Origin of the sequence: Acidocella aquatica, assembly GCF_030160635.1 — a bacterium.
GTDB classification, from domain to species: Bacteria; Pseudomonadota; Alphaproteobacteria; order Acetobacterales; family Acetobacteraceae; genus Acidocella; species Acidocella aquatica.
This window is the reverse complement of the sequence record NZ_BSOS01000009.1, coordinates 17,955-38,958: the sequence shown is the minus strand read 5'-3', so window position 1 is coordinate 38,958 and position 21,004 is coordinate 17,955. Positions and strand designations below refer to the sequence as shown.

The window sequence follows — 21,004 nt, the reverse complement described above, 5'->3', positions numbered from 1 at the left end:
CATCTTATTCACCGTGTGCCGCATCGTCCAGTTCCGCCGCCGTGGCCTCACCAGCCGGGAGAAAGGGCGAGGTGTCCAGCACAAGCCGCCAGAGCGTGCGCCAGGTATCCCAATCATGGCCGCCAGCGGCGGTTACAACGCGCGCGGCGGGCAGCGCGTCCGCGAGCAGCCGGTGCCCACGGGCAAAACGGTCTTCGCGCCCATACCCGAGATAGAGCGCCGGAGATACCGCCCGCTGAACGAGAAAATCCCGCAGCCAAACCAGCATGCGCTGTTCCGGCGCCGTGGCGGCGGAGCGCGCGGCGGGCCATGCCGCCAGCCCCCCGGCCCGGCCCAGCTCGGCAACAGTGCCTTTTGTGCCCAGAAACGGTGCCAGCAACACCATGCCTTCCAACGCGGCGGCGTGCGCGCTCGCGTAGAGCAGCGCGCCCATGCAGCCCAGCGAGATACCCAGCAGCCAGACCCGCGCATAGCCCTGCGCGCGCGCCGGTTCGACAACCGCGCGATGCAGCGCGGCGGCGACATCGCCATCAAGATAGAGGTCCAGATCCGGCTGCGCGATGATGATATCCACGGCCAGCCCGCGCGCATGCACGGCGTCGGCCATGCCATGCTCCACGAACGCGCTTGCCTTGATCCCCGCACCCGGCAGCATGACCAGCAAAACGCGATCGCCCCCGGCGCCCGGCGCCTTGTGGAGGATTTGGGTGATCATGCCTCCAGTCCCGGTGCCTTGAGCAAGGCAGCGCAGACGAGGCTCAGAAACGTGCCCATCGCAACCGTCATGCCGATATCGTGCAGCACTGGAATGCTCGATAAGGCCATCAGCCCATAGGCTGACACGGTGCAGAGATTAGCCAGGACGATGGAGGCGATCGATCGGTGCCATGTCTCGGCATCGGGCGCCGATCGTTCGAAGAAGAGACAATAATTGGAACCGACGGCGACGATGAGCAGGAAGCCGACAACCATGAAAATCGAGACTTTGCCACCGCCAAGCGTGAGCAGGGCCGCTGTCATGATCACCGCGGCGGCGAGCGGCGCCACGACGGTGATAACGCGCGCCACGGAGCGCAACCCGGCGAGCAGAAGGAGCACAACGGCAAGGCTGCCGGTGACGGCAAGCAGCACGGCCTCTCGCTGGAACGTTTGCAGGAGCTGGTCCGATTCATGGTTCAGGTCAACGAACCTCACGCCAGGCAATCCGGCCAGCGCGATTGCCCGGGCCACGCCCGCCGGGTCGGCGACATCATGCAGCGGCGCCATCACAACCCAGCCATTGTCTCTGCGGACCAGCATGGATCCGAGCTGGAGCGCCAGCGGCGGCGGCAGGCTGCCGGCGCTCAGGAGCGGGCCGGTTTTCGTTGCGGCCACATCACGGAAAAACGGTTCGAACGCATCCGCGCGGAACGGCAGGCCGGCCTGTGCCTGGGTGAAGCGCTCGCGTAACAGGGCCGCGCCGGGCAACGCCGCCTGCCGGGCCCGCTGCGTCCTTAAGCTGGGCAAAATCATACTCGGCACATCGAACCCGCCAAGCTTCCCGCGCGCCACAAGGCTGTTCAGACTCGCTGTCAGGTCCTCGCTTTTCTCCAGCGCCCCTTCTTTGTCAGCAGCCTTGAACACCGCGAAATAGCGGACATCCGGCACGCCGAGGTCACGGCGGAGCATCTGGTCCTGTGCCTGGTCCCTGGCGGGGATCGGGCTCAAATTCTCCAGATTATTATCCCAGAGCGCACCGCGGTGCATCGTCAGCGCGAAGATGGACGCAAGCACCCCGGCGGCGACGAGCCAGCGCAGGCGCCGCCGCTGGCGGATGGCCGCGCGCAGCGGCCGCGATATGGAATCCGCGCCCGCCGCGCAAAACCCTTGCGGCACAAGATGCGGCAGGACAAAGCGGGTAACACCGGCCGCGACAATCAGCCCCGCGATTGAAAACAACCCGAGCTGCGCGAAGCCGGTGAAGCTTGAGAACAGCATGGCGCTGAACCCAACGGTCGAGGTGAGCATGCCGAGACGCAGCGTCGGCCAGATGCGCGCGATCGTGTCGCTGGCCGTCTCGCCGCGCGCCGTCTGGGTAAACAGATAGATCGCGTAATCAATCGATTCGCCGATCAGCGTCACCCCAAAGCCCAGCGTAACGCCGTGGACAAACCCAAAAGTCAGCGACACCGTGGCGATGGCCGCGAGCACGCCGCTGGCGATGGGCAGAATGCCCAGCAGCAACACGCGCGGCGAACGATAGGCGAAGCTTAACAGGCTGACGGCACCAGCCATCGCGAGCAATGATAGCCGGGTAACATCGCGCTTGGTGGTATCGCGAATATGAATGGCGAACACCCCCGGCCCGCTTTCAATCAGGCGCACCCCCGCCGCACCCGGCACCGCACGGCGGGCCTTGCCGAAATCACCGTTGATCAGCGTCAACGCCTGCTGCTGCGAGTCGATGTCAAAACCAGGAGCGCTGGTATGAACCAGCAACAGCGCGCGCGCGCCATCGCTTGAAAACCACACATTGCCGATGCTGGCCGGGCCTTGGGCTTGGCCGAGCTGGCGCAGCAGCGTCAGGGCTTCGCCGGTTGGGTCGCCGGGCAGGGTTTGCTGGATCATCCCGCCCAGATCCGAGCCAAGCAGCCCAAGATCATTCAGCAGCGCGGCATGCAGCCCGGTTGCCGTGAAACGATCGGCGGTTATATCCGCGCTGAGCAGATAGCGGTTGGCCCAGACAAAACCCTGCACCCCGGCGAAGGATTGGTCATCGCCGTTGATGACGTCAATGAATTCCGCCCGTTGCCGGAGTTGCCCGGCCAAGGTCTCGCTCATCGCTGCGAGTATGGGTGCCGGCGCGCCGGTGAGCGCCAGCACGATCAGATGTGACGCCGCGCCGCTCGTCGCCTGCTCGGTGAGAACCTGCTGTGCCATCGGCGCCGATTGGGGCAGGAAAGCCCCCATATCGGTGCGAAACTGGGTCCGGGCGATGATACCGGCACATGCGACCAACAGAACCAGCCAGAAGCCGAGCGCGCGGCGCTTATTGGGCATCGCTCACATCTTCGGCAATGCTCATCTCCGAATGGTCGCCATTGCCGCTCGCGGTATCAAGGCCGTCAAGATGATTCTGTTTGCCGCGAATGATGATCCATTTGATCATACGGGCGGCGCCGGGATTTTTGGGCTGCAGCAGAAGCTGCCAATTGGCGGCATCACCGCTGAGCCGTACGATATAATAATGGTCAAGCGCTGGCAGGTCACCTGCGAGCGTGGCGCGGATCCCTTCGACCAACCCGCCGATCCGCGGATCGGCATTCAGCGAAAAAACATGAGTTTGCTGGTCCGGGCCGCCGCTTATGGTGATCTGGTCATGGTCGAGAACAAAATTTTCCGGCACCGGCAACAACGTCGCCTTGCGTATATAATCAGGCGCCACGTAGCTCAGGGAGCCTGATGCCACCAGCGGCGTGCTCAACACCTGCACGGTCTTGCGTTCGGTGAAGCTGGCGGAGGCCGAGTGGACCTGCGCAAGCTCTTGCATCAATTGCGCCAGCCCCCAGTTCGCGGTGGCAGGCTGCGCCAGGGCCAAGGGCGCGCTCGCGATGCAGAGCGCGCAAAGCCAGGGCAATAGCCGGATTATCCGCATCTCATGCCCAGAAATCATAGAAGTTGAACCAGTTGAACGGCGCCTCGCGGCAATGATGCTCAAGCCGGGCGGCATATTGGCGCATGATGCCATCAAGCCACGCATCGCTGTCCTTTGGCCGCGATTCGGGGGCTTCGGCCAGGGTTTCAAAAAACACGTCATAGGTCCGCCCGCCCCGGTAGACGCCAACCATCATCACAACCGGGCACTGCAGAAGCATGGCCACACGGAACGGCCCTTGCGGAAATTTGGCGGGCGCGCCCAGGAACGGATAGCTCACCATGTCCTTGCCATTGATATTGCGGTCCGCGAGCACACCGATGAAATGTCCTTGCCGGAGGCGCTCCGCCACTGAAATCAGCGAATCCATCCGGCCCAGGCCGATGACCTCCGTCGCCAGGCGTGGATTGATGGCCGCCAGCGCCGCGCGGATTTTCTTCGCATTTTCCTCATACATGAGAAGGCTGATCGGCAAGTCCGCATGGTTGCGGCCAACCGCGCGCGCGACTTCAAAGCTGCCGAAATGCGCGCCCAACAGGATGCACCCGCCCCCGCGCTGCTCAATTGCGCGCACGATCTCCTCGCCGTGCACGCGGATATCAAATTGGTCGAGTTGCTCATTGAGGAGGAAGACGCGGTCGAGCACGCAGGACGCGAATGTTAAAAAATGTGAAAAAATATCGGCGAGACGCGGCTTGCGGCCAAGCACCCGCGCCAGATAAGCCCGCGAGCCGCGCGCCGCCGCGGGCGAAGATGCGAGGAAGAAGATGCAGATCGGGTAAAGAAACAGCCGGGCCACCCGCCGGTGGAGGCGCAAGGCGACCCACACCCCGAGCTTGATCAGCGGCAAAGACCCGCGCTCGCGCCGGGCCGCCCATTCCTGCACGAGCAGCTTCTGGGTCATGGCCGGCTGATCTCGAGTGTGCCTGTCAGCGCCAAAGCGCCCCCACCGGCCAGCCTGCATTCGAACTTGATCGCGCCGTTGACCTGTGTTTGCCACCGCAGGTCCAGCCTCTCGCCGGGGCGGACAGGATGCAGGAATTTCGCGGCACGGATGACGGCCGCGCCACCGGCTACCCCTCCGGCAACGGCCGCTACCACGCAATCAAGCATCAGCGCGCCGGGAACAATCGGGTTGGAGGGGAAGTGGCCCGCCATGGCCGGGTGGTCGCTGGCAAAATGAAGTTCCATTGATTGCCACACGGTTAAGCGTCCTGCGCGCGGCCCGCAAGCCGCAGCAGCGCCTCACGCGGCAATTTGCCGAGCTCGTTGCGCGGCAATGCATCGGTGAAGATAAGGGGGCGCGGCAGAAACGCCGGGTCAATCCGCTCGCGCAGCGCCTGCAAAATCGTCTCGGGCCGCAGTGCCGGCGCCACCACCAGAGCCGTCAGGCGTGAAACGTGCGAGCCGTTCGCTTCCCCCATGAAAAAGACGCCATCCTCTACACCTGGGATGCTCTGGAGCTGGTGGTTGAGATGCGTCAAGGAGGTGCGCTTGCCGGCAATATCTATGAGATCGGCCGAGCGGCCACCCAGCAGAAACAACCCGGGGCCAGTCAGCTCGATCACGTCCTGCAGCGGCGCCACCCCCTCCACCGCGGCACCGCTGGCCCAGGTGCCGTGCTCGTTCTGGCTTAACGCGACGCCATCGAAGCATTGCCACTGGGTTTCCTGTGCGGTCCGCCGGGTCGCGACTTGTCCCGCCTCCGTGCAGCCGTAAATTTCGATGAGGGGCGCGCCGAAACAGGCCTCGGCCTGGGCCGCGAGCGATACCGGCAGCGGCGCCGTCGCCGAGAGGATAAGATCGGCACGGGGCATCCCCCCCGGCTCGGCGACAAGGGCGCGCAGATGCACCGGCGTGGTGACCAGGATGCGCGGCCCGGCCGTTCGTTCAAGCGCCGCGCGGATATCGGCCGGATAAAGCGGCCAGCCGGTGTCGATGGTCAGACCATGCTGGAGCCCGAGCAGGATTGCCGATTCAAGCCCATAACTATGCTGATGCGGCACTGTAGCGATGACCGTGCCGCCACGCAGCCGCGAGAGCCCAAGCCGATCACCGGCAGCCCGCGCGCTATGCACCAGCGTGGACCATGTTTTTGGCACCGGCTTTGGCTTGCCGGTCGAACCGGAGGTGAACAAAATAAGCGCCGGCTGATCGCGGGGCACGTCCTCCATCTCCGCCGCCGCGCCAGCGTCATCAAACGTGCCGGGGTAGATAAAACTGGTGAGCGGCGGGGGCGTGGTGTCGGTGAGCGCATAAAGATCGGGATAATCCTCCGCCAGCGCCCGCAGGACACCTGGCGCGGTGCTAGGCGGCATCAGGCTGATCTGCTGGCGCCGCAGCGCGGCGGCCACACCGACCATGAACCGGTAGCGGTCGGTGCAGAGATTGAGGATATATCGATGCGCGGGCAACCTGGACGCGAGGGCCGCGATATCCCTGCGTAATTCAGCCCGGCGGATCGGCCTTCCGGCGCGTACCGCGACGATGGCGTTATCGTCCGCATGCCGCGCAATGGCATAGCCTGCATTACCGGCCAACGGCGATGCGCAATTCACGATATAATCAGTCCGGCCGCGCGGCATCGGAGAGAGCTGGCCATGTGCCCACATCCCGCCTGGAGTTGGCAACCATGTCCAGGATCATGGCGAGCGAATGCCGGGGCGGGTTACGCAGGCAGCGGAGCCGGCACATGTATTCGGCGGCAAACATTGCCACGACCAAAGGGATATCGAGGATATTGACGAAAACCGACCATACGACCAGCGGGGCAAAGCAAAACAGGGTGATCGACATTGTGAGCTGCGCCGCGAAAAAGCAGCACCAGGCGAATGTGACGCGGCGCGTGTAAAGCGCCAATTCGCCGGAGACATCCCCCTGCAGCCTGCGCGCCATGCCGGTGATGAGGGCCTCGCGGCCCGGCCGCAGTGTCAGTGCGAATGTGAGCAGGAGGCTGCCATAAAGCCCCCAATGCGTGAGCGCCGAGAAGGTGATCAGGCCCAGCTTGAACAATTCCCCGAAGCCCAGCGCCAATGTGAGGTGGACATGGTTTGTCGCGACGATGGCAATATGAAACGATAGCGAAACGATACATAAGCCCACTACCGCCGAAAGAGGCGTGCGGGCGGCGGTCAAGGCACGCATTTAAAGCTCTCGATGGCTTTGGATATACGCATTGAGGCTACGCAGCGAGCTGAATATCCTGACGTTGTCCCTATCGTCCGCACGCAGCTTCACACCAAACTGCTGTGACACGACGAGCGAAATCTCAAGCATGTCGATCGAATCCAGCCCGAGGCCTTCGCCGTAAAGTGGCATCTCAGGGTCGATCTCGCTCGCAACGGCCTCAAGGTTGAGGGTATCGACGAGCAGGCGCGCAAGTTCGGCTTCCTGGGGGGTTTGAGTCGTGTTGTCGGCCTTCATGCGGCTATCTGGGGCGGCGAGGTTGGTCCAGTCAAGTTAGAACGAAGCGCGTGTACAATGAAATTAACCCGCAAGGCCGTGTAGGGGAAAAATATTTATATTTATTAAGTGGTTAGAGCGTTATGGTTGTCTGCCAGATCGCGCGGGGATTCGCCCGGGCCCTGCAGGGGTTCACCAGAACAGGGCTGGATCATGGCCGCGCCGCATCAATTGCGGTCCGGCCCTCCGCCAGGGGCGCCGCGGGATAGGGTAATTTCAGGTGCTTATCCTGAACCCGCCGGGTTGCAGGCTTGTTACATAGCGGTAAACGAACTCTGCGACCTCGGCGATCGCCTCCTCGCGGGATAAAAAATCGGGATGCTCGTCCAAATACTGGCCGACCGCGCTTATCACCGTCTTTTCAATAAAATAACACTTGCGGGAAATGGCGAGCGGGTCGGCGGTGCTGAAATGCTGCTGGATGAACATAAAATGCGCCTGATGGATCAGCCGGTCGAAGGAGATCGGCTGCGCCGCGTCACGCAGCTCGGGCACCTCGTTCAAAATCTGGAACAGCGCGTAGCGGTCCTTCTCGGAGACGTCGAAAAGCAGACGCATATGCGCGCGAATGGCGGCTTCGAGCGGCAGGCCCATCAGCTCAATGGCCTGACGCTTCACCGCCAGCGCGGCACGCGAGCTGGCCGCTTCATAAATGGCCAGGGCAATCGATTCCCGGTTCGCGAAATATTGGTAAATCGAGCCGATGCTCACATTGGCGGTCTCGGCGATCCGGTTCGTGCTGACATAGGCATAGCCATCCTGCTGAAACAGGGAGGCCGCCGTGGTGATGATCCGGTCTACCACAATTTGCGAGCGCTTCTGGCGGGGCCGTTTGCGGGCGGCAAAACGGGGGGAGAGGGCAGTGGCGGGCATTGCCGGTGATCCTGGAATAATAATACGAGTATTATGTGAGCATAAGCTCATATAATAGAGCTGCCTGAGGCGCAAGGACGCGGGCTGGGCCGGAACACGGGCCGCCCGAGCGTGACAAGCAAGGGGGATCAACCATGGACACCGTGATGCAGAATTCAGGACTTTTGGATATACCACTCGACCGGCTGGATGTTTCCCAGCACCATCTCTTCCGCACCGGCGAGGTGCTGCCGCTGTTTGCGCGGTTGCGGCGGGAAGACCCGGTGCATTACTGCGCGCAGAGCCAGAACGGTCCCTACTGGTCCGTGACCAAGCATGAGGACATCATGAAGGTGGACACCAACCCCAAGGTGTTTTCCTCCTCCTGGGAAAATGGCGGCATTGTGCTGGATGACGCGCAGGCAATCCCCCCGGTGAAGGATTTCGTGATCTCCGCGTTCATCGCGCTCGATGAGCCGCGCCACGGCGTATACCGCCGCGCGGTGCAGCCGATTGTCTCCGCCGATAGCCTGCGCAGCCTGGAAGACCTGGTGCGCACCCGCACGAAAAAAGTGCTTGACAGTCTGCCCCGGGACCAGGTGTTCAACTGGGTCGATCTGGTTTCAATCGAGCTGACGACGCTGCTGCTGGCCACATTGTTCGACGTCCCGGTCGAGGACCGGCATCTGCTCCGTGAATGGTCTGACGTTACCGCGACGCTCGAAGGCATGGACGGCTTCATCGGCCATGAAAACCGCATCGCGAAGCTGACCGAATGTCTGCATTATTTCATGAAATTATGGAACGATCGCGTCAACGCGCCGCCAAAGTTCGATCTGGTGTCGATGCTGGCGCATGACCCCAACACGCGCAACATGACCCCAATTGACTATCTCAGCCAAATCCTCGTGCTGATCGTCGGCGGCAACGATACGACGCGCAACACGATGTCAGCCACGATCAACGCGATCAATCTGTTCCCGGATGAATATCGCAAAGTCCGCGAAGACCGCAAGCTGATCCCCGCCATGGTCGATGAGATCATCCGCTGGCAGACCCCGATTCCGCATATGCGCCGTACCGCGCTGGAAGATTTCCAGCTGCGCGGCAAGCTGATCCGCAAGGGAGACAAGGTGGCGATGTGGTATTACTCGGGCAACCGCGATGAGGAGGTGTTCCCCGACGGCGATAGCGTGAATGTCAACCGTCCCAATGTCAGCCGGCAATTGTCATTCGGTTTTGGTATCCACCGGTGCATGGGCATGAACATCGCCAAGCTGCAGTTGCGGATTCTCTGGGAGGAAATGCTGGATCGTTTTGAATTCATTGAAATGCTCAAGCCGCCGGTGCGCACAATGTCCAACCAGATCAACGGGTATACCGAGGTGATGGTACGCATCCGCGGCTAAGCCCTCTGCCCGTGCCGGAAATTTCCAGACGTAGAAACATGATGAGTGGATTGCAAATGGTGAAAATTACTTTTGTCGACAATAGCGGTGCATCCCAGATCGTGGACGCCCAGCCCGGCGTTTCCCTGATGCGCGCGGCGGTGGATAACGGCGTGAACGGCATCAGCGCCGATTGCGGGGGCGCCTGCGCCTGCGCCACATGCCAGGTGTATGTTGCGGATGAATGGTTCGCGAAAACCGGTGCCCCGGCGGAGGACGAACAGGCGATGCTGGGCTTCACCAACAGCGTGCGCGGCAATTCGCGGCTATCGTGCCAGATTACGCTGACCGCGGCGCTCGACGGAATGGTTGTTACCACCCCCGAACAACAAACCTGACAAAGGCATAGCTTCCGCTTCAGGCCCAGGGTCAGTAGCGTCTGCCTGACCCGGGCCGTCAATCGCTTCAATCGATTGCGTTGACGAATAAAATCAATTTCCTAAATGATTGAATTGGGCTTAGATAGCCCTCGTTAACACCAATCCGCAGGAGCGAAAAAAATATGTCGTTGATCAATACCGTCGTCAAACCGTTCTCGGCCCAGGCATTCAAGAGCGGCAAATTCGTGCCGGTGAGCGATGCCGACCTCAAGGGCAAGTGGTCCGTGGTGTTCTTCTACCCGGCGGATTTCACCTTTGTCTGCCCGACCGAGCTGGAAGACCTCGCCAACAACTATGCCGAATTCAAGAAGCTGGGCGTCGAGATTTACGCGGTTTCGACCGACACGCATTTCTCCCACAAGGCCTGGCACGACACCTCCGAAGCCGTGAAGAAGATCGACTACTTCATGGTCGGCGACCCGACGCACGCCATCTGCCGTAATTTCGAAGTGCTGATCGAGGACGCCGGCCTGGCCGACCGCGGCACCTTCGTGATCGACCCGGACGGCAAGATTCAAATCGTTGAAATCAATGCCGGCGGCATCGGCCGCGATGCCAGCGAGTTGCTGCGCAAGGTGAAAGCCGCGCAATATGTCGCCTCGCACCCCGGCGAGGTCTGCCCGGCGCATTGGCATGAGGGTGATGCAACCCTCGCGCCCTCGCTCGACCTGGTCGGCAAAATCTAAATACCCGACAAATCTCCACCGCCGGTTTGCGGCGGTGGAGACCCTTAAAGACCCAAAATAAGCCTCCCCCACCCCGCCAGATACGCTGGCCCCGCGGGTAGAGGCGTGAATTTTCCCATTGGAGCGGTTTTATGTTGGACAACAGCCTTAAAGGCCAGTTGAAGGCCTATCTTGAGCGCGTCACAATGCCGATTGAGCTGGTGGCGGCGCTTGACGGCAGCGCCAAATCCCAGGAGCTGCTCGGCCTGCTGCGCGATGTCGCGGCGCAATCGGACAAGATCACCCTGAAGCTCGACGGGCAGGATGCGCGTATCCCCTCCTTCGCGATCAACCGCGTGGGCAGCGATGTGAGCGTGCGCTTCGCCGGGCTGCCGATGGGCCATGAATTCACATCCCTGGTGCTGGCGCTGCTGCAGGTGGGAGGCCATCCGCCAAAAATCACCCCGGAGGTCATCGCCCAGATCAAGGCATTGCCGGGCGATTATCACTTCGAGACGTATTTCTCGCAATCCTGCCAGCTTTGCCCGGATGTGGTGCAGGCGCTCAACCTGCTCAGCGTCATCAACCCGCGTATCACCCATGTCGCGATCGACGGCGCCTTGTTCCAGGCCGAGGTCGAGGCGCGCAAGGTGATGGCGGTACCCACCGTGCTGTTGAACGGCGCCGAGTTCAGCCAGGGGCGGATCACCCTGGAGGAAATTCTCGCCAAGCTCGACACCGGCGCGGCCGAGCGGGAAACCGCGGCGATCGCGGCGCGCGCGGCGTATGACGTGTTGATCCTCGGCGGCGGCCCGGCGGGTGCGGCGGCGGCGGTCTATGCGGCGCGCAAGGGCATTCGCACCGGCCTGCTGGCCGAGCGTTTCGGCGGCCAGGTGCTCGACACCATGGCGATCGAGAATTTCATCTCCGTGCCGCATACTGAAGGGCCGAAATTCGCCGCCGCGCTGGAGCAGCATGTGCGCGGCTACGGGGTGGACATCATCAACCTGCAACGCGCCACCGGCATCACCCCGGCGGCGGCGCCGGGCGGATTGATGAGCGTGCAACTGGCCAGCGGCGCGGCGTTGCAGACGAAATCGCTCATTCTTTCGCCGGGCGCACGCTGGCGGCAGATGAACGTGCCGGGCGAGGATGAATACCGCAACAAGGGCGTGGCCTATTGCCCGCATTGCGACGGCCCGCTGTTCAAGGGCAAGCGCGTGGCGGTGATTGGCGGCGGCAACTCCGGGGTGGAGGCGGCGATCGATCTGGCGGGGATTGTGGCCCATGTCACCCTGATCGAGTTCGATGCCCAGCTGCGCGCCGATGCGGTGTTGCAGCGCAAGCTGGCCAGCCTGGCCAACGCAACGGTCATCACCTCCGCGCTCAGCACCGAGGTTCATGGCGATGGCAGCAAGGTCATCGGCCTGAGCTATAAGGACCGCGTGAGCGAGGCGATGCACCGGCTCGATCTGGATGGCATCTTCGTGCAGATCGGCCTGGTTCCCAACACCGAATGGCTGAAGGGCACGGTGGCGCTCTCCCCGCGCGGCGAGATCGAGATCGACGCCCGCGGCGAGACCTCGGTGCCGGGGGTGTTCGCCGCCGGCGATGCCACCACAGTGCCCTATAAGCAGATCGTCATCGCGGCGGGCGACGGGGCGAAGGCAGCGCTCTCGGCGTTTGATTATCTCATCCGCCTCGCGCCCGCGGCGTGAAAGTCTGACCGGGGGAACCAATGGTCTATCTGCCGACGCCGCAGCAGCTGCGCTATCTGGTCACCCTGGCGGAGACCGGGCATTTCAGCCGCGCGGCGGCGGCCTGCGCGGTGTCGCAGTCCACGCTCTCGGCCGGGATTCTGGCGCTGGAACGCCAGCTCGATGCGGCGATCCTTGACCGCAGCGCCACCAAGCATGCGGTGTTCACGCCGCTGGGGCTGGAGCTGGTGGCCAAGGCCCGCACGGCGCTGAGCGCGCTGGCGGCCCTGGCGGAAGCGTCGGACGCCGCGCGCGCCCCGATGACCGGGCCGCTGCGCCTGGGGATCATCCCCACCATCGGCCCGTTTCTGCTCCCCCGCTTCATGCCCGCGCTGCGCGAGGCCTATCCGGGGCTGAAACTCTTTTTGCGGGAGGACCAGACCGAGCGGCTGCTCGACCAGCTTGAGGGCGGGCATCTCGACGTGCTGGTGCTGGCGGAGCCTTGCCCTTGCGGCGGGGCGGAGACACTGGCGGTGCAGCGCGACGAGTTTCTGGTCGCCCTGCCCAAGGGCCACCCCCTGGCCGCGCGTGAGAGCGTGGCCGTGGCCGCGCTGGCGGCGGAGCCGTTTCTGCTGCTCGAGGAAGGGCATTGTCTGCGCGACCAGGTGCTCAACACCTGCGGCGCGGGGGTTGGGCGCAGCTCCGAGTTCGCCGCGACCTCGCTGCACACGCTCATCCAGATGGTCGCCGGAGGTCTGGGGCTGACGCTGGTGCCGCGCCTCGCGGTGCTGGCGGGGATCACCGAAGGCGCTGATGTTGAGCTGCGGCGGCTGGAAGGAGCGGGCGGCTGGCGCAGCATATCGCTGGCCTGGCGCCCCAACAGCCCGCATGCGGCCGAATACCGGGCGCTTGCGCCATTGCTCGCTTCGGCCTGCGCCTGAAATCCTTGGCCCGGCGCATGGCTGCCCTGTAATCCCGCCGCGTCTTGGCCCGCGGGCGTGGACGTGGCAACCTCCCGCAATGCGGCGCTGCAAACTTCTTTGGTTGGCCGGCATGGCTGTTTTCATCGGGCAGGCGGCATCCGCCGCCGATCCGGTGAGCTATACGGTCAGCTTCACCCCCAGCGGCGATCCCGCGCTGGACAGTCTGTTGCGGCAGACCTCAGCGCTTGTCTCGGTTCAGAAAAAACTCCCCGCCGGGCCGTTTGCGCTCATCGGCCGCGCGCGGGCGGACGCGCGGCAATTCTCCGTGGTGCTGCACAGCCTGGGCTATGATGGCGGGAACGTGGAGATCACCATCGGCGGCGATGCGCTGGCCGACCCGGCGCTGCTGGACATGTTGAACACGTTGCCGGCCAATCAGACCGTGGCGGTGCGGGTAACGCCGCATCAGGGCCCGGTGTTCCGGCTGGGCAAGGTGCAAACCCCCGGCCTGCCGCCCGGCTTCATCCCGCCACCCATGGTGCAGCCCGGCCAGCCAGCCCTGGCGGCGCCGATCCTGGCTGTCACCCCGGCGCTGCGCACCGCCTTGCACAATGCGGGCTATGCCTTTGCCGAGGTAAGCCAGCCGCTGGCCGTGGCGCAGCAGGCCACGCAACGGCTGGATGTTACCTACACCGTGACCCCCGGCCCGCGGGTCAGCATCGGGCCGGTCAGCTTCGAGGGGCTCACCCGCACCAACCCTGATTTTCTGCGGGCGCATATCGCGCTGAAACCTGGCCAGCCATTCTCTGACACCTCGCTCGCCCTGGCGCGGGACTCGCTTCTGGGCCTGGGCGTTTTCGCCTCCGTCACGCCGCTGCCCGCGGCCAAGGCCACGGCGGACGGCGCGGTGCCGGTGACCTTCCGCGTCGTGCCGCAAAAACGCCATGCCGTGACCCTGAGCGCGCTCTACGCCACCGACACCGGGCTGACACTGGGCACCTCCTGGGAGGACCGCGATGTTTTCACCCATGCCGAGCGCCTGAAGTTTACCGCCGCCGGAAACGGACTGGCCGCCACCGGCACCAGGGCGCCGGGCTATGACCTCAAGGCCGTTTTCGCCAAGCCCGATTTTGCCGCCAGGGGGCAAATGCTTAGCGTCTCGCTGGAGGCGTTGAATGAATCCCTCACCGCCTATAGCCGCAAGGCGCTGCTGGCCGGGCTTGCGCTCTCCCGCCCGCTCGGCGCGCATCTCAGCCTCACCTACGGGCCGCAATTCATCGCCGAGGCCGTGCGCCAGCAGGGCGTCAACCGTGACTACGCGCTGGCGCAATTGCCCGTCAGCTTCATCTATTCCACAGCCGATAATCTGCTGGAACCTACCCAGGGCATGAATGCCAGCGTCACGGTGACGCCGACGCTGCCGACGGCGGGCGCTGGCAAACCGTTTGTCATAGGGCAGGCATCGGTGGCGGTTTATGTTCCCGTGGAGCCGGCCGGGCGCGGCGTGGTGGCGCTGCATGGCCAGGCCGGCAGTATCGAGGGTGCATCCATATTCCAGGTGCCGCCGGACCAGCGGTTCTACGCAGGCGGCTCCGGCACGGTGCGCGGCTACACCTATCAGACAATCGGGCCGCTGTTCCCCGATGACGCCCCGGAGGGTGGCTTGGCGATGGACGCGGTGAGCCTGGAGTTCCGTCAGCGGGTGGGCAAGAGTTTTGGCCTGGTGCCCTTTATCGATGCCGGGCAGGTGAACACCGGCAGCCGGCCGTTTGCCGGCACGCTGCGAGCCGGGGCGGGTCTGGGGGTGCGCTATTATACAAGCATCGGGCCGATCCGGCTGGACCTCGCCTTTCCCTTCACCCGCGTGGCAGGCAGCGCCGCCTTCGCGCTCTATGTCGGCTTTGGCGAGGCGTTCTGATGCGCTGGCTCCGTAGCTTTTTCATCCTCTTGCTGGTGGCCGCCGGGCTGCCGCTGCTGGTGCTGGGCGGGGTCTGCGTAGGGCTCAACACCGGCGGCGGGCGGGCCTTCGCCGAACGGCAGATCAACCATTTTCTGGCTCCTGGCATCAGCATTTCCGGCCTGTCGGGGCATTTTCCAGCGGATATCAAGCTCACAACCCTCACCCTGGCGGACAGCACAGGCGTCTGGCTAAGCGGCCAGAACCTGGAACTGCGCTGGCAACCGGCCGCAATTCTGCGCGGCGGCATTGCCGTAACCTCGCTGAGCGCGGCGGCGCTTGACATTGCCCGCCTGCCGGTGACCGGGCAGAGCACCAGCACCAGCACCACGGCGGGCGGCCTGCCCGCATGGCGCCTGGATGTCGCCCGGCTGAGCGTACCAGCACTCAACCTCGGCCCCGCGCTGGCGGGCACGCCCACCACGCTCACCCTCACCGGCGCCGCGCATTTCCAGGGTAACACGCGCGGCGGCGTCACACTCAAAGCCACGGCGCAGCAAGGCGGCGCGGATTACACGCTGGACGGCGCGATCGACCCGCAAACCGTCTCCGCCAAGCTGCATATAGCCGAGCCGCCCGATGGCCTGCTCGCGCATCTGGCGGGCACGCAAGGGCAGGGGCCGTTTGTGCTGAATGCCGCCCTGGCCGGGCCGCGCGGCGCGGCGGCGCTGACGTTTGACATGGCGCTGGGCGCGGCGCGGCTGAACGGCACCGGCACGCTCGGGCTAAATCCCCGAAATCCGAGCGCCGATGTGGTATTCAATCTCCCCGCCCTGGCCCCCATGGGCGCGCTGGCCGGACAAACCGTGGCAGGCAGCGCCACCCTGCATCTTGTTCTGGCCGCGCAAAATGGCGTCACCCGCATTGCATTCTCCGGCGGCACCACGCTCACCGCCGGACCTTACGGACTTGCGAAACTCACCGGCCCGGCCGGGCATTTCTCACTCGCCGCGGATCTGCGCGGCCGGGTTCTGAATATCCGGCAGTTCGATGCTTCCGGTGCATCATTCCAGATGTCCGCCACCGGCCGCCTGGCGCCAGCGGCGGTAAACCTGCAAATGCAGCTCGCTCTCCCCCGGCTGGGCGCGTTCTTCCCCGGAATTTCCGGCAGCGCCACGGGCACCGGCAGCATCACCGGCGCGCCCGGAGACTATGCCGCCAAGGCTGTGCTGACCGGCAATGCCGCCGAGAAAAACATTCCCTCCGGCCCCTTCAGCATCGTACTTGACGCCCGGCATCTGCCGCGCCTGCCGGAGGGCACGCTCACCGCCTCCGGCGCGCTGGAAAATGCGCCGCTGACGCTCGACGCCGCGTTCTCGCGAGACGCGAAGGGTGCTGCGGTGTTCACCATCAACAAGGCCACATGGCGCTCGTTGAATGCACAGGCGGACCTTGCGATGGCTCCGGGCGCCACGCTGCCCAACGGCACCGCGCAGCTCAGCATCGGGCGGCTGGATGATTTCGCCCGTTTCTCGCCGCTGCCGCTCAGCGGCCGCGTGGCGGCTGATTTCTCATATTCCGCGGCCAACATCCTCAAGCTGAAAATCGACGCGCAAAACCTGGTGACCGCGCCGCGCCTCGGCGCCGTGAATGCCACGCTCAGCGCCACCGGCCCCGCCGCCGCGCTTGCCGTGCGGGGGCAGGCCAGCACGCGCAAACCGGGTTCGGCCCCGGCGCAAATGGCGCTGGCCGGGGTGGTCAATCTGGAGACACGCACCGCCACGCTGGCGGCGTTCACCGCGGCCTGGCAGCAGATGAACGCCGTGCTGCAAGGCCCTGCGCAGCTCTCGGCGCAGTCCGGGATAACATTGCGCCACCTCGCGCTGGAGGTGAACGGCGGGCGGGTTGCGCTGGATGGCACGCTCACGCCCCGGCTGGATGATGCGAAGTTGAACATACAGAACCTTCCCGCCAGCCTGGCCAGCCTGTTCGTGCCGGGCCTGAAAGCCACCGGCACGCTTGCGGCCAGTGCCACCCTCAGCGGCAGCCTGGCCGAGCCGGCCGGCCAGATCACGTTCAACGCGCAAAACATCAAGCTGCATGCGGGCCCGGCCGCCGCCATGCCGGCGGTGGCGTTCAGCGGCAGCGCCACGGTGGCGGGGGCGAGCGCACGCGTGAAGGCGGCATTGACCGCCGGTTCGGATATGGACCTTGCCGCCGATGGGCTGGTGCCGCTCACCGCAACCGGCGCTCTGAACCTGCATGTCAACGGGCGGGGGGATCTGCGGTTGCTTGACCCGTTGCTGGCGGCGCATGAAACCATGGTGCGCGGAATGGTTACGGCGGATATGACGCTGACCGGCACTCCGGCCACGCCGCTGGCCAGCGGCAGCGCCACGCTGGCTGATGGCAGCGTTCAGGACATCGGCACGGGGCTGAACCTTACACACATGGCAGCGCGGATGCAGGCGGCGGGGACGCTGCTGACGCTGCAAAGCTTTCAGGCCACCGCCGGGGCAGGTCAGCTCACCGGCCACGGCACGGTTGATCTGGGCACGCCCGATATGCCGCTCGATATTATTCTCACCGCCACCAACGCCAGCCCCATCTCCTCGGATATTCTGAGTGGAAGCGTTGATGCCGCGCTGTCCCTGACCGGGGCGCTACAGGGAAACATGCTGCTGGCGGGCAATGTGAATATCAAAAAGGCGAACATCAACATTGCGCAGTCTTTGCCGCCCAGTGTCGCTGATCTGCCGATCACGAATGCCGGCGAGCCGCCCCCCCCGCCGTCAACGCCGCCGCCAGATATCGGGCTTGACCTGCGGGTGACCGGCCGCAACCAGATTTTTGTGCGCGGCAACGGCATTTTCGCCGAACTTGGCGGAGACGCGCATATTACCGGCACGCTGGCCGCCCCGATCCCCGAAGGAGGCTTCGAGCTGATCCGCGGTTATGTCTCGCTGACCGGCAAAAATCTCAATTTCACCAAAGGCAGCGTGAGCTTCAACGGCGCCGGGTTCATGCCGGCGCTCGACCTGGAAGCCACCAGCACGAGCACCAGCAACGTCACCGCCACATTGATCGTGGGTGGCACGGCGGCCAAGCCGGTGATCACGTTGAGCAGCACGCCGCCATTGCCCTCGGATGAAATTCTGGCGCAATTGCTGTTCGGGCAAAGCGCCACAAGCCTCTCACCGTTCCAGACGGCCTCGCTGGCGGCGGCGCTGGCGCAGATCGCCGGGCTGGGCGGTGGTCTGCCCAATCCGCTCGACTCGGTGCGCGATGCGCTGGGCCTGAACGAGCTCTCCCTCAGCAGCAACGCCAGCGGCCCCCCCTCGGTGGAGGCCGGGCGCTATGTCGCGCCGGGGGTTTATCTCGGCGCGACACAGGCAACCAATGGTCAGGGCACGCAGGCGACCGTGGAGATCAACCTTACCAAGGGGCTGAAACTGCAATCCTCAACAGGCACCAGCCGCACCGGCAACAGCAGCAGCGTGGGGCTGACCTACCAGTTCAACTATTGAGCCGGGGCGCCAGAGCCTGATCGCTTTAAGTGCGATCAGGCTCTGGCCGCTTTTCTGAGGGCGATTCACGTTTTCGGCTCGCTCGGTTGAGCGAACCTCAAACGATCGCGCTAAGCCGCGCTTTGCTGATTATGCCGTCGAGGCGTTTCATTATTTTATGGGCGAGCTGCTGGGGCGGCCGCTGCATAAGCATCTGGACGCGCTGGGGCTGGGCACGCCGATGCGGGCGATGAGCTTTGAGTTTCATCAATCATTATGGCCGGATCGGGTGTTTTTCATGGAGGTGCATGTGGCGGCGGTGCGCGTGCGCGGTTTTGATCTGATCGTGACGGGCAAGGATGATGAGGGGCATAGGTATTTCACCGCCATGCTCTCACCGGTTTGCATCAGCGCGGGGGTGCGCCGCGCGGTGCCGGTTCCTGATGTTCTGCGGCGCAAATTGGAGGAATATCAGTTGCGGGAGCCGGTGCCAGTGAGCAGTTGATCCAGCCGGTCCAGCTCTGAGCGGATGCCGGTGACGATTTCGTGCGGGGTGGCGCTGCCGCTGGGGGCGTTCTGGTTGAGCAGCGAGGCGACGCCGAGTCCCGCCACGATGGCGGCAACCTCGGCGGCGGATTTGTTGGCGGCCGGGTTGAACCACCAGGCGGTCCAGTTGCACATGCCGATGAAGCTCAGCGCGGCGATGTTGGCGTCCACCGGGCGGAACTCGCCGGCGCGGATGCCCGATTTGATGAGGCCGGAGATTTTGGCCAGGACTTCGCGTTTGCCGGCCTGGTGGCGCTCGAACAGCGGGGCGGGGAGGTGGTTTTCCTCACGGTCCAGCACCTTGAAGCGCACGGCGCGGGCGAGCTGGCGGGTGACCAGGGTTTCCGCCGCCTTGAGCAGCTGGGCCTGGAAGCTGGCGCCGGGCTCGTGGGTGAGCTTGCGCAGCTCGCTGGAGGCGGCGACGGTGACGTCTTCAACCAGGGCGGTGAGGAAATCATCCTTGCTGCCGAAATAATGGTAGAGCGTGGTGCGGCCGACACCGGCGGCGTTGGCGATGTCTTGCAGGCTGGTGCCGGAAAAGCCCTTTTCGGCGAAAAGCTCGGCGGCGCAGTCCAGCAGCTCGCGCTCCATAAGGTCGCGGCGCGGGCCGCCTTTGCGCTTTTGTGGGGCTGGGGGAGAGTCCATGCTGGTTACTTTAGAGCATGATCGCTTTGAGGGCGATCATGCTCCCGCCATTTTTTCGGGGGCGATACGCGCCTTAAACGAACAGGCTCCGGGCCGTGCCAGGGTGTTTATGAATGTATCAGGGCGCGCGCGGCGGTGAGCGGGCGGGGGGCGCCTTTCATCAGGCCGGAGGAGAGGATGCGGCGCACGAGCGGCAGGTGCGCGCCAGCGCTGATGACGGCGCCGCGCAGGGCGCGGGCGGGGGGGCGATCGTCGGTGTAGAGCAGGGCGGTGGCGTTGGTGGCGAGGTAGAGCGGCAGGGTGGCGCGGCGGTGGCGGCTCTCATAGCGGCGCAGCAAGGCTGGGGCGCCGATGTCCTGGCCGGCGGCTCCGGCGATGAGGGTGGCGAGAATATGCTGGCCGGAGAGGCCGAAGTTGAAACCATGCGCGGTGACGGGGTGCATGCCGACGGCGGCGTCGCCCACCAGGGCGAAACGGCCGGCCACGAAGCGCCCGGCATAGGCGGCGGCCAGGGGGTAGGCGTGGCGGGTGCTCACCAGTTGCATGGCGCCGAGCTGGTGCTGGTAGCGTTCGCTCATTTCCGCGGCGAAGGTCTCGGGCGTGAGGGCCATGAGCGCCTCGGCCTGGCTTGTGGGCAAGGTGACCACCAGGGAGCACATGTTGGGCTGGGATTCGGTGCCGTTGAGCGGCAGGGTGGCGATGGTCTGGCCAAAGCCGAACCACTCGGTGGCGACGCCATGGTGCGGCTGCTCATGCGCCATGCGGCAGACCAGCATGGTTTTACCGAAATCCTGTATGCGCGCCGGGATGCCCATGCGGCGGCGCATTTCGGAGAAGCGCGTGTCGGCGGCCGCGATGAGGGGGGCGGTGAGGGTGGTGCCGTCAGCCAGGGTGAGGCTGGCGGAGTCCGCGCTGGTGTGGATGGCGCTGGCGGCGGTGTTGGCCAGCAGGTGGATGTTGGGGTGGTTGGCGCTGGCGGCGAAGAGGGCGCGGCGGATCAGATGATTGGGGACCAGTTGCCCCAGCATGCCCGCTTGCGCGCGCGGCGGGGCGAAACGCAGGGAGCGGGGGGAATTGCCGTTGCGGACCTGGGCCTCGCCCAGGGGGGAGATCTCGGCCGCCGGGATGTGCGCCCAGGCGCCGAGGCCGCGCAATAATTCCACCGAGCGGTGGGTGAGGGCGATGTCGCGCCCGTCGAACGCGGGGGATTCCAGCGACTCGCGGGGGCATTTTTCCACCAGGGCGATTTTGCGGCCCTGGGCGGCGAGCGAGCCTGCGAGGCTGAGGCCAGCAGGCCCCGCGCCGATGATGATGACGTCGTAATCTTGCGCGCTGGCGGCCATGATGAT

Annotated in this window: 18 protein-coding genes and 1 pseudogene; 8 read left to right on the top strand and 11 right to left on the bottom strand. The window is 64.7% G+C overall.

Annotated features, from left to right (window positions below):
* Positions 1-4: 4 nt before the first annotated feature.
* From QQJ84_RS03960 to QQJ84_RS03920, 9 genes are all read right to left on the bottom strand, one after another.
* Positions 5-715: an alpha/beta fold hydrolase gene (locus QQJ84_RS03960; protein WP_284256726.1), complete on the bottom strand. Its 711-nt coding sequence runs from the start codon at positions 713-715 to the stop codon at positions 5-7.
* Positions 712-3,039, bottom strand: a complete 2,328-nt coding sequence (locus QQJ84_RS03955; RefSeq protein WP_284256723.1) for an MMPL family transporter — start codon at positions 3,037-3,039, stop codon at positions 712-714. The genes QQJ84_RS03960 and QQJ84_RS03955 overlap by 4 nt, the downstream gene beginning before the upstream one ends.
* Positions 3,029-3,616, bottom strand: a complete 588-nt coding sequence (locus QQJ84_RS03950) for a LolA-related protein (RefSeq protein WP_284256721.1) — start codon at positions 3,614-3,616, stop codon at positions 3,029-3,031. Before QQJ84_RS03950 ends, QQJ84_RS03955 begins: the two co-directional genes overlap by 11 nt.
* Before the next feature lie 19 nt (positions 3,617-3,635).
* A complete protein-coding gene (locus tag QQJ84_RS03945) occupies positions 3,636-4,538 on the bottom strand; it encodes an LpxL/LpxP family acyltransferase (protein ID WP_284256718.1) in 903 nt (300 codons plus the stop codon).
* Positions 4,535-4,825: a hypothetical protein gene (locus QQJ84_RS03940; RefSeq protein ID WP_284256716.1), complete on the bottom strand. Its 291-nt coding sequence runs from the start codon at positions 4,823-4,825 to the stop codon at positions 4,535-4,537. The genes QQJ84_RS03945 and QQJ84_RS03940 overlap by 4 nt, the downstream gene beginning before the upstream one ends.
* Before the next feature lie 14 nt (positions 4,826-4,839).
* Positions 4,840-6,174, bottom strand: a complete 1,335-nt coding sequence (locus tag QQJ84_RS03935) for an AMP-binding protein (RefSeq protein ID WP_284256714.1) — start codon at positions 6,172-6,174, stop codon at positions 4,840-4,842.
* Between the two features lie 25 nt (positions 6,175-6,199).
* Complete coding sequence (locus QQJ84_RS03930; RefSeq protein WP_284256712.1) at positions 6,200-6,778, bottom strand: COG4648 family protein; 579 nt, start codon at positions 6,776-6,778, stop codon at positions 6,200-6,202.
* Entirely contained in the window at positions 6,779-7,057 is a 279-nt protein-coding gene (locus QQJ84_RS03925; RefSeq protein WP_284256711.1) for a phosphopantetheine-binding protein, read from the bottom strand. It abuts the gene before it with no gap.
* Between the two features lie 255 nt (positions 7,058-7,312).
* On the bottom strand, positions 7,313-7,969 hold the full coding sequence (locus QQJ84_RS03920) for a TetR/AcrR family transcriptional regulator (protein WP_284256709.1): 657 nt from the start codon (positions 7,967-7,969) through the stop codon (positions 7,313-7,315).
* Positions 7,970-8,103: 134 nt separating this feature from the next.
* Here QQJ84_RS03920 and QQJ84_RS03915 point away from each other — a divergent pair, with 134 nt between their 5' ends.
* From QQJ84_RS03915 to QQJ84_RS03880, 8 genes and pseudogenes are all read left to right on the top strand, one after another.
* Positions 8,104-9,357, top strand: coding sequence for a cytochrome P450 (locus QQJ84_RS03915; protein WP_284256708.1), 1,254 nt, complete (start codon positions 8,104-8,106; stop codon positions 9,355-9,357).
* A 56-nt stretch (positions 9,358-9,413) separates the two neighbouring features.
* Positions 9,414-9,734, top strand: coding sequence for a 2Fe-2S iron-sulfur cluster-binding protein (locus QQJ84_RS03910; RefSeq protein ID WP_284256707.1), 321 nt, complete (start codon positions 9,414-9,416; stop codon positions 9,732-9,734).
* A 164-nt stretch (positions 9,735-9,898) separates the two neighbouring features.
* Positions 9,899-10,462 carry an alkyl hydroperoxide reductase subunit C gene (ahpC, locus tag QQJ84_RS03905; RefSeq protein WP_284256705.1) on the top strand — a complete coding sequence of 188 codons (564 nt, stop codon included), beginning with the start codon at positions 9,899-9,901 and terminating at the stop codon, positions 10,460-10,462.
* 131 nt (positions 10,463-10,593) lie between these two features.
* On the top strand, positions 10,594-12,159 hold the full coding sequence (gene ahpF / locus QQJ84_RS03900; protein WP_284256704.1) for an alkyl hydroperoxide reductase subunit F: 1,566 nt from the start codon (positions 10,594-10,596) through the stop codon (positions 12,157-12,159).
* Positions 12,160-12,179: 20 nt separating this feature from the next.
* Positions 12,180-13,079: a hydrogen peroxide-inducible genes activator gene (locus QQJ84_RS03895; RefSeq protein ID WP_284256703.1), complete on the top strand. Its 900-nt coding sequence runs from the start codon at positions 12,180-12,182 to the stop codon at positions 13,077-13,079.
* Positions 13,080-13,191: 112 nt separating this feature from the next.
* On the top strand, positions 13,192-14,979 hold the full coding sequence (locus tag QQJ84_RS03890) for an autotransporter assembly complex protein TamA (RefSeq protein ID WP_284256702.1): 1,788 nt from the start codon (positions 13,192-13,194) through the stop codon (positions 14,977-14,979).
* Positions 14,979-18,485, top strand: coding sequence for a translocation/assembly module TamB domain-containing protein (locus QQJ84_RS03885; protein WP_284256700.1), 3,507 nt, complete (start codon positions 14,979-14,981; stop codon positions 18,483-18,485). The genes QQJ84_RS03890 and QQJ84_RS03885 overlap by 1 nt, the downstream gene beginning before the upstream one ends.
* A 136-nt stretch (positions 18,486-18,621) precedes the next feature.
* Positions 18,622-18,969, top strand: a pseudogene (locus QQJ84_RS03880) (thioesterase family protein); the annotation flags it as partial.
* On the opposite strand, the gene QQJ84_RS03875 reads toward QQJ84_RS03880, so the two are convergent.
* Both QQJ84_RS03875 and ubiM read right to left on the bottom strand, forming a co-directional pair.
* A complete protein-coding gene (locus QQJ84_RS03875; RefSeq protein WP_284256698.1) occupies positions 18,936-19,655 on the bottom strand; it encodes a TetR/AcrR family transcriptional regulator in 720 nt (239 codons plus the stop codon). The pseudogene QQJ84_RS03880 and the gene QQJ84_RS03875 overlap by 34 nt on opposite strands.
* 107 nt (positions 19,656-19,762) lie before the next feature.
* Entirely contained in the window at positions 19,763-20,998 is a 1,236-nt protein-coding gene (ubiM, locus tag QQJ84_RS03870) for a 5-demethoxyubiquinol-8 5-hydroxylase UbiM (RefSeq protein WP_284256697.1), read from the bottom strand.
* Positions 20,999-21,004: the final 6 nt, after the last annotated feature.

Excerpts from the sequence above, each read along its gene's own strand:
- QQJ84_RS03960 (WP_284256726.1), bottom strand. The coding sequence starts at position 715 with ATGATCACCCAAATCCTCCACAAGGCGCCGGGCGCCGGGGGCGATCGC.
- QQJ84_RS03955 (WP_284256723.1), bottom strand. The coding sequence starts at position 3,039 with ATGCCCAATAAGCGCCGCGCGCTCGGCTTCTGGCTGGTTCTGTTGGTC.
- QQJ84_RS03945 (WP_284256718.1), bottom strand. The coding sequence starts at position 4,538 with ATGACCCAGAAGCTGCTCGTGCAGGAATGGGCGGCCCGGCGCGAGCGC.
- QQJ84_RS03940 (WP_284256716.1), bottom strand. The coding sequence starts at position 4,825 with ATGGAACTTCATTTTGCCAGCGACCACCCGGCCATGGCGGGCCACTTC.
- QQJ84_RS03930 (WP_284256712.1), bottom strand. The coding sequence starts at position 6,778 with ATGCGTGCCTTGACCGCCGCCCGCACGCCTCTTTCGGCGGTAGTGGGC.
- QQJ84_RS03925 (WP_284256711.1), bottom strand. The coding sequence starts at position 7,057 with ATGAAGGCCGACAACACGACTCAAACCCCCCAGGAAGCCGAACTTGCG.
- QQJ84_RS03920 (WP_284256709.1), bottom strand. The coding sequence starts at position 7,969 with ATGCCCGCCACTGCCCTCTCCCCCCGTTTTGCCGCCCGCAAACGGCCC.
- QQJ84_RS03915 (WP_284256708.1), top strand. The coding sequence starts at position 8,104 with ATGGACACCGTGATGCAGAATTCAGGACTTTTGGATATACCACTCGAC.
- QQJ84_RS03910 (WP_284256707.1), top strand. The coding sequence starts at position 9,414 with ATGGTGAAAATTACTTTTGTCGACAATAGCGGTGCATCCCAGATCGTG.
- ahpC (WP_284256705.1), top strand. The coding sequence starts at position 9,899 with ATGTCGTTGATCAATACCGTCGTCAAACCGTTCTCGGCCCAGGCATTC.
- ahpF (WP_284256704.1), top strand. The coding sequence starts at position 10,594 with ATGTTGGACAACAGCCTTAAAGGCCAGTTGAAGGCCTATCTTGAGCGC.
- QQJ84_RS03895 (WP_284256703.1), top strand. The coding sequence starts at position 12,180 with ATGGTCTATCTGCCGACGCCGCAGCAGCTGCGCTATCTGGTCACCCTG.
- QQJ84_RS03890 (WP_284256702.1), top strand. The coding sequence starts at position 13,192 with ATGGCTGTTTTCATCGGGCAGGCGGCATCCGCCGCCGATCCGGTGAGC.
- QQJ84_RS03885 (WP_284256700.1), top strand. The coding sequence starts at position 14,979 with ATGCGCTGGCTCCGTAGCTTTTTCATCCTCTTGCTGGTGGCCGCCGGG.
- QQJ84_RS03875 (WP_284256698.1), bottom strand. The coding sequence starts at position 19,655 with ATGGACTCTCCCCCAGCCCCACAAAAGCGCAAAGGCGGCCCGCGCCGC.
- ubiM (WP_284256697.1), bottom strand. The coding sequence starts at position 20,998 with ATGGCCGCCAGCGCGCAAGATTACGACGTCATCATCATCGGCGCGGGG.